This window comes from Treponema sp. R6D11 (genome assembly GCF_054786075.1).
The window spans coordinates 1-2,263 of record NZ_BDHD01000241.1 but is presented as its reverse complement, the minus strand read 5'-3'; the positions used below and the strand labels follow the sequence as shown (position 1 = coordinate 2,263).

The 2,263-nt window shown below is 38.8% G+C and carries 4 protein-coding genes; 3 read left to right on the top strand and 1 reads right to left on the bottom strand.

Features of this window, described 5'->3' with window-relative positions; translation table 11 throughout:
• Positions 1-221: 221 nt before the first annotated feature.
• The 3 genes from ACYVTD_RS11750 to ACYVTD_RS11740 are packed head-to-tail and all read left to right on the top strand — an operon-like array spanning position 222 to position 1,787.
• Complete coding sequence (locus tag ACYVTD_RS11750) at positions 222-455, top strand: acyl carrier protein (protein ID WP_461247956.1); 234 nt, start codon at positions 222-224, stop codon at positions 453-455.
• Positions 439-1,116, top strand: coding sequence for a ribonuclease III (gene rnc, locus ACYVTD_RS11745; protein ID WP_461247955.1), 678 nt, complete (start codon positions 439-441; stop codon positions 1,114-1,116). Before ACYVTD_RS11750 ends, rnc begins: the two co-directional genes overlap by 17 nt.
• Positions 1,113-1,787 carry a P-type ATPase gene (locus tag ACYVTD_RS11740; RefSeq protein ID WP_461247954.1) on the top strand — a complete coding sequence of 225 codons (675 nt, stop codon included), beginning with the start codon at positions 1,113-1,115 and terminating at the stop codon, positions 1,785-1,787. Before rnc ends, ACYVTD_RS11740 begins: the two co-directional genes overlap by 4 nt.
• Before the next feature lie 298 nt (positions 1,788-2,085).
• Here the strand turns inward: ACYVTD_RS11740 and ACYVTD_RS11735 are convergent, their stop codons facing one another.
• Entirely contained in the window at positions 2,086-2,208 is a 123-nt protein-coding gene (locus ACYVTD_RS11735) for a hypothetical protein (protein ID WP_461247953.1), read from the bottom strand.
• Positions 2,209-2,263 lie beyond the last annotated feature (55 nt).

The window sequence follows — 2,263 nt, the reverse complement described above, 5'->3', positions numbered from 1 at the left end:
CCATATTTTGCCATCCGCCTAACGTTAAGAACCAATTCGCGTCTACCCCCCCCGCACAGCGCATTTCATGCGGGTTTTCATGTTAACGGAATGTAAAATTTCAAACGCAAAATTTCTTCAAACAACCAATCCAAAAAAACTATTGACAAACACACAAAACTTTGATATAGTAAGAAAAACATGAATATAATACTTAGATAACAAAACATAAGGAGAGAGCAATGTACTTAGAAGAAGTTCAAAAAATCGTAGCAGAACAATTAGATGTAGACCCATCAAAAGTTACAGCTGAATCCTCTTTCGCAGACGACCTTGGCGCAGACAGCCTTGATATCGTCGAATTAGTTATGGCTTTCGAAGAAGCGTTCGACATCGAGATCCCAGACGATGCTGCCGAAAGAATCACGACTGTTGGCGAAGCAGCGAAACATATAGCAGATGCAAAAGGCGAATAAACTCGCAACCGAATTAGCTAACAAAATCGGTGTTCCGTTCAAGAACGCCGATTTGCTTATACAGGCAATAACGTACAGCTCATACGCAAATTTGCATAACGTAGCGAGCTATGAGCGTCTAGAATTCTTAGGCGATTCCGTTCTATCACTAATAATAACAGACTATATATTCAAAAATATCAAAAAAAACGAAGGCGAGCTAACCAAGATCCGAGCAGCCGTAGTTTGCGAAGAAAGCCTATCAAATATAGCAACAAAACTAGGACTAGGTCAATACATACTCGCGGTAGACAATAACTCACGAAAAGTCGCGAACACTTCCTCCATCCTGTGCGATATCTTCGAGTCCATCTTAGGAGCAATCTATCTAGAGTTCGGCTATAAATATGCAGAAAAATTCGTTTTATCCAAGCTTAAACCGAGCATAGATTTGGCTAAATCAGGCAAATTAAACAAGGACTATAAAACCGCCCTTCAAGAAAAAGCGCAAGCAAAAGGAAAAAAAGTTACATATAAAATCGTAAGCGAAATTGGCGAGAGCCATAATCGCAAATTCATCGCCCAAGCATATATAGGCGATAATGCACAAGCAAAAGGCGAAGGTTCAAACAAGAAAGCCGCCGAACAAGACGCGGCAAAAAACACACTGGAGAAAAAATGAGCAGCTGTTGCGAATCATGCAAAAATTGCTCACAAAAGGCTGAGCAAGAGAATAAAACACTATATTTTATAAGAATGTTCATAGGAATCGTTCTTTTTGTTAGCAGTTTTTCTAACGTTCCCTTCAAACCGGCTTTTTTCATAGCCAGCTATCTGCTAATTGGCGCAGATGTGTTAATAGCATCGTTCAAGAACATATTAAAAGGGCAAATTTTCGATGAAAAATTTCTTATGTCCATCGCCACTATCGGCGCAATCTCAATAAGTGAATTTCCTGAGGCCGTCGCAGTTATGATGTTTTATAAAATCGGCGAGTTTTTCGAAAAATTGGCTATTGGCAAAAGCAGAAAATCTATCACATCTCTGTTAAATCTAAAACCCGAAACCGCAAACATAGAAAAAGACGGCGAAATATTCCAAATTCCACCTGAAAAAATTAAAATAAATGATATAGTAATTGTTCGTCCCGGAGAAAAAATACCTGTCGACGGAATTATCATCGATGGCAGTGGCAGTTTAGATACCGCAAGCCTAACTGGCGAAAGTATGCCAAAAGAGGTTTGGGAAGGAGACGCGGCTTTGTCAGGAGCGATTTCCTTAATAGGAGTTCTCAAAATCCAAGCATCGAAAACGCCATCAATTCATACCCAGTCTTCGCCGATAACAAATTAATTATAGTCAAAAACTCAAAACTCTTCAAAGCAAAATCTAAAAAAGCAGATGTTATACTAAACGACCTGCCGGATTACGCTTGTGTTATCATTATCGAAGAGGCGCAAAGCCACATAAGCAAATCATACCTCTCGCTCGGCGAAAACATCGATTTTGTCAAACAACCAGCAAGTTCTCTCATCAAATGGATAGCGAGACATACATTTCTTTTAGGAAATTTTCTTCACCAAAAAAGAAATATAGTTTTTGAAGACTATCTGTTTTTAATTGATTTTTGAGTTCTGTTATTGTCATATTTTTATCTTGCCCTCGTTGAATTCAGTATCGCTAGGATTGTTACGCCGACATCGCCGAAGACTGCCCACCACATATTTGCTAGACCAAATGCGCCTAAGGTTAGTATTGCAGCTTTAATTCCCAAAGCAAATGCAACATTTTCATATGCTATTTTTTAGTTCTTTTGGCTATTTTTATTG

Excerpts from the sequence above, each read along its gene's own strand:
- rnc (WP_461247955.1), top strand. The coding sequence starts at position 439 with ATGCAAAAGGCGAATAAACTCGCAACCGAATTAGCTAACAAAATCGGT.
- ACYVTD_RS11750 (WP_461247956.1), top strand. The coding sequence starts at position 222 with ATGTACTTAGAAGAAGTTCAAAAAATCGTAGCAGAACAATTAGATGTA.
- ACYVTD_RS11740 (WP_461247954.1), top strand. The coding sequence starts at position 1,113 with ATGAGCAGCTGTTGCGAATCATGCAAAAATTGCTCACAAAAGGCTGAG.